At 65.6% G+C, this 7,731-nt stretch carries 5 protein-coding genes; 2 read left to right on the top strand and 3 right to left on the bottom strand.

The features are described 5' to 3' along the window. Positions 1-254: 254 nt before the first annotated feature. The gene (locus ACFUUZ_RS04755; protein ID WP_378692547.1) at positions 255-2,276 is read right to left on the bottom strand and encodes an ATP-binding protein; all 2,022 of its coding nucleotides are present in this window, start codon (positions 2,274-2,276) and stop codon (positions 255-257) included. A gap of 371 nt (positions 2,277-2,647) precedes the next feature. Here ACFUUZ_RS04755 and ACFUUZ_RS04760 point away from each other — a divergent pair, with 371 nt between their 5' ends. Then, entirely contained in the window at positions 2,648-3,061 is a 414-nt protein-coding gene (locus tag ACFUUZ_RS04760; RefSeq protein WP_378692548.1) for a hypothetical protein, read from the top strand. Between the two features lie 56 nt (positions 3,062-3,117). On the opposite strand, the gene ACFUUZ_RS04765 is transcribed toward ACFUUZ_RS04760, so the two are convergent. Next, positions 3,118-3,942, bottom strand: coding sequence for a hypothetical protein (locus ACFUUZ_RS04765; protein ID WP_378692550.1), 825 nt, complete (start codon positions 3,940-3,942; stop codon positions 3,118-3,120). A 244-nt stretch (positions 3,943-4,186) separates the two neighbouring features. Between ACFUUZ_RS04765 and ACFUUZ_RS04770 the strand changes: the two genes are divergently transcribed. Then, entirely contained in the window at positions 4,187-6,199 is a 2,013-nt protein-coding gene (locus ACFUUZ_RS04770) for a heavy metal translocating P-type ATPase (protein WP_378692552.1), read from the top strand. 48 nt (positions 6,200-6,247) lie between these two features. Here the strand turns inward: ACFUUZ_RS04770 and ACFUUZ_RS04775 are convergent, their stop codons facing one another. Then, entirely contained in the window at positions 6,248-7,657 is a 1,410-nt protein-coding gene (locus ACFUUZ_RS04775) for an aspartate ammonia-lyase (protein WP_378692554.1), read from the bottom strand. Between the last annotated feature and the right edge of the window lie 74 nt (positions 7,658-7,731).

Genomic DNA, 7,731 nt, shown 5'->3' on the forward strand with positions numbered 1-7,731 from the left:
AAGCGCGGACAGCGCCATCGGGCAGAAAAGCTCATCGCGCTATCAGGGAACCTTCGTCGTCTTCTTGCGGAAACTCAAGCAGACCAGATTCCGTCGGGCGCCGATTCGGCGGGCGCCGAGAAGGTCTGTCGGCTACCTGCACCTAGCGATGCAGAGGTGCTTCCCCTGAATCGCGTTGCTCCCAGCCACGATCCATATAGCGATTTGAGTTCCCGCTTGCCAGAGGCGTGAACGCTGCTCGGTCGGCTTCGGGCCTACGCCGTCATTTCCCTTGAGCCGGGACCTTCGGCGTCACCCTCCGGAACACCGTCGGTGTCGGCCGTCGCGGCTACAAGATCTAGGGCCTCAGGCGGAAGATAGCTCGAATACTTGGCGCGCATTGAGGCTAAGCCTGAATCGCGATCCGACTCATATTGCAGAGACCTCTGAACGAATTTCAGCCGGTACTCAGCATCACCAAGCACCTCCGCCCACGTCCGAACAATGAGGCGATATTTCTTGCTGTGCTGGACCACTCCGTAAGGCAGGTGTTCCTGGTCTCGCTGTTCATTGACCGAATTTTTCGTCTCGTTCCCCACCAGCCAGAACTCCCAGAAGGAATTCGGCTGGTCGAACCTTTCATCGTTCGTGATCGCACTCGCGTAACTTCGCAACTGAGTCACGTCGTCGTCGTTCAACGGGTGACTGGGCCGCTTCAACTCGACGACAAGATGCTTGAAGTGATTTTCTCGGGTCTCAAGTTGCCTGCCAAGCACTAGGTCAGGGATACCATCACTTCCATCTTCCCGGAGCACAGGACGAGTTCCAGCAAGTTCGACATCGGCGCCCAACTTGGCGAGGTACTTCTTCAATACTTCCTGCAGCCGCTCGTCATCGGCAGTGAGGGACCACTCCTCGCCGAAAATCCATGTTTCGTTGGCAAGAATACGATGCAGTTGTGTACGTTCCAGTAGCTTCTTCTTGTTAAGTTTGTCGAACAGCAGAGCATTAAGACCGCTTATAAATTCGATCCTGCCGCCTACCTCCCTGCCCATAGAGATCAGATGGGTCAGCGAGGTATGCTCAAGAATCTCACGCAACTCATCAATACGGGACGAGTTAAGCTTGGAGAATTGCTTGAGAATGGGAAGCAGTGCCTCGGGATCATTTTCGAAAGTCTCCTTAAGGAGACTGAGGGCGAGCGCCTTCGAGGATGAAGTCTTCGCCTCGTCTACGGTTCGAGATGCAGCCATCGCTACTACGTTGAAAGTATCGCGGGTCGCCCTCTCGACCTTCGATTTTGGCTCCGCCTTATACGGGTAAACGCCTTCCTTTTTCCAACGCGAAATAGTTTCAGCCTCCCGTCGCCTAGCTGCATCCGTCAAGTATTCTTTCAAAGCGAGGCGCGCCGCTTGAACAACTTTGCCAGCTGACGTCTCAGTGTCACCTTCCAGAAGAAGAGCCTGATCGTGAGTAAATCCCTCCCAGGAGAGATATGCGGTGAACTCGGCTCCGACCGCCTGAATACTAGGAGGCATTTCGCCGACAATGGAGCCATCCGGATTGCAGAGGTACAGACGCCGCTCGACGTTCTGCAGCTTCCACTCGATGACCGTCAGGTTCGCGCTAATCCGAGACTCCGGAAGATTGACTTCGATCTTCTTTCGCGACGCAATAACGGCTCCAGGTTCGACTGTCGCTCCCAGGAATTCAATTTGAAAGTCGGGATATCTTTCGAGATGCAGAGCGAATTCCGTTAGCAGTCTTTGATGAATCGCAGTTCTCTCATCGAAGGCTTTCGCCGCTTCTTCCGTTACGGCGCCAATTACGACTCTAGTTCCGGTTTGACTACTTTGAGTCGGCAGCACATCAATATCGAAATGATCAAGGCTGCTGAAGTCACCCTTGATCTCGACCGTTGTCAGCTCATTCTTCTCCACTGCCATACTGGTGGACACCCAGTTGACAGAGCCACCAAGCGCGAAGGCTGCGTATCGACCACGACCGTGCTTTCCGTGCACGGCGCGCCCTCCATCACTCTTGGTGCCCGACACCGCCTTCCAACTATCTCCAACCTTCGAGAACGAACGCTCTGCCTGTTGACGATTCATCCCGTTGCCATCGTCTTCGACATGGATCAGGTCCACGCCGCCCAAGCCATTGGACTCAACTCGGATACTGACGACCTTCGCGTCTTCGTCGAAGGCGTTCCAAATTAGCTCGCAGAGGCCCACACCAGGGGTCTTGACGAGCCCCTGCAGCATGGTCTTACCAGCACCGACTTGGATTTTCGTCACGGCCGCATCTTGCCACGCCTCACGGCGGCCAAGTGGCGAGTAGGCCGATTCCGCTCTGCAATTCTGCGGTACCCGTGGCCGAAGCAGGCTCCCACGAACCGCGAACGAGTTCCCACGATCAGCGAAGATCGGCAGGAGTGCTGATGCCCAAGTTGACGACGTCCGCTCGGCGATTTAGGTTCAAGGGCGCTTGTGTACCCCGCCATCGCGGGGTCGCTACCTGCAGCAGCGCGAGTCCCCTCTCGCGCACCGATGGGTGGCAATCTAGCTACCCAGCAGTGCCGTGCGCTCGACCGCTCCCGACCACATAGAGGCTGTCAACGTGTTCTAATCTGCGAACACTGTTGTTCGTGGTGAGTTACGGTCGGGTCATGAGAATGCGAACTGTCCTGGTCGCTTCCGCTGCCGTGGCCGCCGTGTCGCTGTCGGGAGCCGGTGCCGCCTCTGCGTCCCCGGTCGACGAAATCGACGGTCACACTGTCTATTTCAGTTACTCCGGGTCGAATTGCGCGATCCGGTCCAACGGTGATGTGGGGTGCGATATCCCGGGCGGTACCAATCTGTTCGGGTTCACCGTCCACGACCTCGCCATCGATCTGCCGTTCCTGCCCGCTCACCCCACCTTCGGCCTGTTCGGCCCGCACGGGCGGCCCGGCAGTCCGGCCATCGACGGCACCCTGACCAACGGCGGGGCATCCTGCACCGGCGGCGGACGCGGTGCGCTGTCGTGCACCTCCAAGGGGCACAGTTTCAGCTTCGGCTGGTCCGGGACCCAGATCAGCTGAGAGCCGCGTTCGCCACCCTGGCCGGACATTTCGGCGACCGCGCCGGAGCCGAGCGATCAGGGGCGGTGCCGGTAGTCGCCGTCGGGCACACGGAGCCACATGTCCGGTGGCCCGACGAAGGCGCGCGCGTCCCGCGGACGCAACCCCGCCCAGGCGCAGCAGTAGGCGAGGATATCGTGCTGATACAGGTACGCGGCGAGGACGTCCTCGGCGGAATCATCGCCGGACGGGTCGAGGGCGGGACTGATATCCGAGCCGGTGAGCAAACCGTCGAGAGCGGTGCTGCCCTGGCAGCCGCCCTTCGGGTTGAAGTACATCCCAAAGCATTTGGTGCCGCGAGACAGGCGGGCGGAGATGCCGGGCATCGAGGCATGGTAGGACCCCGGTTGGACGATCGCGCAGCCGCCGGGTACGTCGGTCGCCCACATCGTCGACTCGATGTCCGCGGACATCGGCCAGCTCGCCGTGTCGTCCGCGGTCACCGAATCCGCAGGCACGACCTCGGCGTCCAACCGGCGGACCGCCTCGGCCGCGTCGATGCCCGCGACGCAGACCAGGCTCGTCCCGTCGACCGATGGTCTGCCCAGTGCCGTCGTCAGCAGGCGCCTTTCCTCGACCGCGGCCTGTTCGGAGGCCGACAACGCAGCGGCGACCAGCGGATGCGGCCCAGCCAGGCTCAGCCGGGCCGGGGACCAGCCCGCCATCATCGGTCGCGCCGGATCGGCGCCCGCAGCCAGCAACGCGCGGACGTTGTCGTGCCGGTCGGCATACACCGCGCGCCACAATGCGGTACGGCCCCACGCCATCGCGTCCACATCACCCACTCGCGACGCCACCTCCGCCACCACCTCCGCAGACCCGCGCTCGGCGGCGATGTCCAACGGTCTCAGCCCGCCACGCAGTAGGGCATCGGGGGCGGCGCCCGCTTCGAGACGGGCCCGTATCTGCTCCGGATCTGTCCATGCCCACCAACCGAGGCCGGCCCAGCCACCCTGCTCATCTCGCACGACCACAACGGGCAGTCTAGAACATCTGTTCGACAAACTGCCGCAACGCCGGCTTCGTCGAACCATCCCGGCGTGAGCACGCGGGAATAAATACCCCCCTGGGGTATATACTCCCAGTATGTCCAGCGAACACCACGCTCCGGCGGGAGCACACGACCACAGCAAGAATCACGGAAGCGAGCACGGTGATCACGTCGCGCGGTTCCGGCGCCTGTTCTGGGTGATGCTGGTGCTGGCGATCCCGGTGGTGGCCACGAACACGATGTTCGCCGACCTGCTCGGGTACACCGTGCCGGAGGCTCTGTCCTTGGTGTCCCCGCTCGGCGGCACGATCATGTTCTTCTGGGGCGGGCGCCCGTTCCTGACCGGCGCGCTCAGCGAGATCCGGTCGCGGCAGCCGGGGATGATGCTGTTGATCGCGCTCGCGATCACCGTCGCCTTCGCCGCCTCGTGGGGCGCCACCATCGGGGTCCTCGACCACCACCTGGACTTCTGGTGGGAGTTGGCGCTGCTGATCGTGATCATGCTGCTCGGGCACTGGATCGAGATGCGCTCGCTCGGGCAGGCGGCCGGCGCGCTGGAGTCGCTGGCCGCGCTGCTGCCCGACGAGGCCGAGCGCCTCGACGGCGCCGCTGTCACGACCGTTCCGGTCGGCGAGCTGCGCTCCGGTGACCTGGTGATCGTCCGCCCGGGTGGGCGGGTGCCCGCCGACGGCACGGTCGAGTCCGGCGCCGCCGATGTCGACGAGTCCATGATCACCGGCGAATCGCGGCCGGTCCGGCGCACCGGGGGTGACCGGGTGGTGGCGGGCACCGTGAGCACCGACTCCGCGCTGCGCGTGCGGATCACCGCCGTGGGTGCGGACACCGCCCTGGCCGGGATTCAGCGCCTGGTGACCGAGGCCCAGAACTCCACCTCGCGCGCCCAGGTGCTGGCCGATCGGGCCGCGGGTTGGCTGTTCTGGTTCGCGGCGCTGGCCGCGGCACTGACCGCCACGACCTGGCTGCTCCTCGGCGAGCCCGAGTCGGCCATCACCCGCACCATCACGGTGCTCGTCATCGCCTGCCCGCACGCCCTCGGCCTGGCCATTCCGCTGGTGGTCTCCATCGCCACCGAACGCGCCGCCAGAGGTGGGGTGCTGATCACCGACCGCCGTGCCCTGGAGGCCATGCGCGGGGTCGACGCGGTGCTGTTCGACAAGACCGGCACGCTGACCCGCGGCGAGCCCGCCGTCACCGCGGTCACCGCCACCGGCATCGACGAGGACGAGGTCGTCGCACTGGCCGCGGCCGCCGAAGCCGACAGCGAACACCCCCTCGGCAAGGCCATCCGCAACGCCGCCGCCACTCGCGGCCTGACGATCCCCGCCGCCACCGCCTTCACCGCCCGCAACGGCATCGGAGTCACGGCTACCGTCGAGGGCCGCGCGATCGGCGTCGGCGGCCCCGGCCTGCTCACCGAACACCGGCTGCACCCGCTGCCCGGCACCGCCGAGTGGGCCCGGCAGGGCTCGACCGTGCTGCACGTACTGCGCGACGGGCAGCTGGTGGGCGCCCTCGCCCTGGCCGACGAGGTCCGGCCCGAATCCGCCACGGCCGTCGCGGATCTGCACCGGCGCGGCATCCACGTCGCCATGATCACCGGCGACGCCGAACCCGTCGCCCGCGCCGTCGCCGCGCAGCTCGGCATCGATGAGGTCTTCGCCGGGGTCCTGCCCGAGGACAAGGGCGCGAAGGTTCAGGCCCTCCAGGACGCCGGGCGCACCGTGGCCATGGTCGGCGACGGCGTCAACGACGCCCCCGCGCTGGCCCGCGCGGACGTCGGCATCGCCATCGGCGCGGGCACCGACGTCGCCATCGCCTCGGCGGGCGTCGTCCTGGCGGGCGACGACCCCCGCTCGGTCCTGTCCGTCATCACCCTGTCCCGCGCCACCTACCGCAAGATGATCCAGAACCTCACCTGGGCCGCCGGATACAACATCGTCGCGGTCCCCCTCGCCGCAGGCGTCCTGGCCCACTGGGGGATCACCATGCCGATGGAGATCGGCGCCCTGCTCATGTCCGCGTCCACCGTCGTCGTCGCCGTCAATGCCCAGCTCCTGCGCAGGCTCGACCTGCGCCCGGAGCACTGAGCCTGCGTTCGATGGTTCGCACCGGTGCCTGGGCTCGGACGCGCCGGCTCACAGCACCGGCTCCCGGTCGACCCTTCGCACCAGATTCTCCGGGGACAGCGCGAAGGCCAGCTCGCTCTCCGTCATCAGCCCCTGCTCCAGGACCAGTGCGGCGACCGGACGCCCGGTGGCGAGCGCCTCGGCGGCGATTTCACTGGCCGCGCGGTACCCGAGGTGCGGGTTGAGCGCGGTCACCACGCCGATGGACATCTCGACCATCTCGCGCAACCGCTCGGTGTTGGCCGTGATGCCCGTGATGCACTTGTCCGCGAGGATGCGGCAGGCACGGCCGAGCATCTCGATGGATTCGAACAGGCAGTGCGCGATCACCGGTTCGAAGGCGTTGAGCTGCAGCTGCCCGCTCTCGGCGGCCATCGTGATGGTGAGGTCGTTGCCGATCACCCGGTAGGCGACCTGGTTCACCATCTCCGGCACGACCGGGTTGACCTTGCCCGGCATGATCGATGACCCCGCCTGCCTGCTGGGCAGCCCGATCTCGGCGAGACCGGCGCGCGGGCCGGAGGAGAGCAGCCGCAGGTCGTTGCAGATCTTGGACATCTTGACGGCGGTCCGCTTGAGGACGCCGGAGAGCTGGACGAAGGCGCCGACGTCCTGGGTGGCCTCCACCAGGTCGGAGGCGGTGACCATCGGGAAGCCGGTGAGTTCGCGCAGGTGGGCGGTGACCAGCTCGGCGTAGCGCGGGTGCGCGTTCAGGCCGGTGCCGATCGCGGTGCCCCCGAGGTTGACCTCGGCGATCAGCGCCGCCGATTCGGTGATGCGGTCGATGTCCTCGCGCAGCATCAGCCCCCAGGCGCCGAACTCCTGGCCGAGCGTCATCGGCACCGCGTCCTGGAGTTGGGTGCGGCCCATCTTCAGGACGTCGGCGAACTCCTCGGATTTGCCGAGCAGCGCCGCGACGAGTTCGCCGAGCCCGGACCGCAGTCCGACCATCGCGGCCTGCAGGCCGACCTTGATCGCCGTCGGGTAGACGTCATTGGTGCTCTGTCCGAGGTTGACGTGGTCGATCGGGTGGATCCGGTCGTACCGGCCGCGGTCGAGGCCGAGCAGTTCCAGGGCGCGGTTCGCGACGACCTCGTTGGCGTTCATGTTCGTCGAGGTGCCGGCTCCGCCCTGCAGGACGTCGACGACGAAGTGGTCGTGCCAGGCCCCGTCGCGGATCTCCGTGCAGGCCGCCCCTACGGCGTCGGCGATCTCGGCGGGCAGCAGCCCCAGTTCCCGATTCGCGAGCGCCGCAGCCTGTTTGACCACCGCCAGCGCGCGGACGAGCTCCGTGTGCGAGCCGATCGGCACCCCGGTGATCGGGAAATTGTCCACCGCGCGTGCGGTGTGCACTCCGTAGAGCGCCTCGGCCGGGACCGCGCGGTCGCCGAGCGAATCGTGCTCGATGCGTGTCGTCACCGGCTCACGCTCGCGGGCGGGCACCGCCGCTGTCAAGGCGTTCGGAGTGGGCGAAACGCATCGTTATCGCGAGA

The organism is Nocardia sp. NPDC057353, assembly GCF_042667085.1.
GTDB lineage: Bacteria > Actinomycetota > Actinomycetes > Mycobacteriales > Mycobacteriaceae > Nocardia.